The organism is Novilysobacter selenitireducens (assembly GCF_020026895.1).
GTDB lineage: Bacteria > Pseudomonadota > Gammaproteobacteria > Xanthomonadales > Xanthomonadaceae > Lysobacter_C > Lysobacter_C selenitireducens.
The window spans coordinates 1-330 of the sequence record NZ_JAINZW010000017.1; the positions used below are offsets into that span (position 1 = coordinate 1).

At 68.5% G+C, this 330-nt stretch carries 1 protein-coding gene; it reads right to left on the reverse strand.

Features of this window, described 5'->3' with window-relative positions:
• On the reverse strand, positions 1 to 328 hold a 328-nt coding region (locus K6753_RS14425), incomplete at its 3' end, for a GTP-binding protein (RefSeq protein ID WP_319936677.1).
• Positions 329 to 330 lie beyond the last annotated feature (2 nt).

The following is a 330-nucleotide window of genomic DNA, read 5'->3' on the forward strand; positions in this document are numbered from 1 at the left end:
CCACCTGGCGGGCCAGCAGGATGTGCTCGCGCGTCTGCGGCATCGGGCCGTCAGCGGCCGAGCACACCAGGATCGCGCCGTCCATCTGGGCGGCACCGGTGATCATGTTCTTGACGTAGTCGGCGTGGCCCGGGCAATCCACGTGCGCGTAGTGGCGCGTCGGGGATTCGTACTCGACGTGCGCGGTCGAGATCGTGATGCCGCGCGCCTTCTCTTCCGGCGCCGCGTCGATCGCCGAGTAATCCTTGAACTCGCCGCCGAAACGCTCCGCGCCCACCTTCGTCAGCGCCGCCGTCAGCGTCGTCTTGCCGTGGTCAACGTGACCGATCG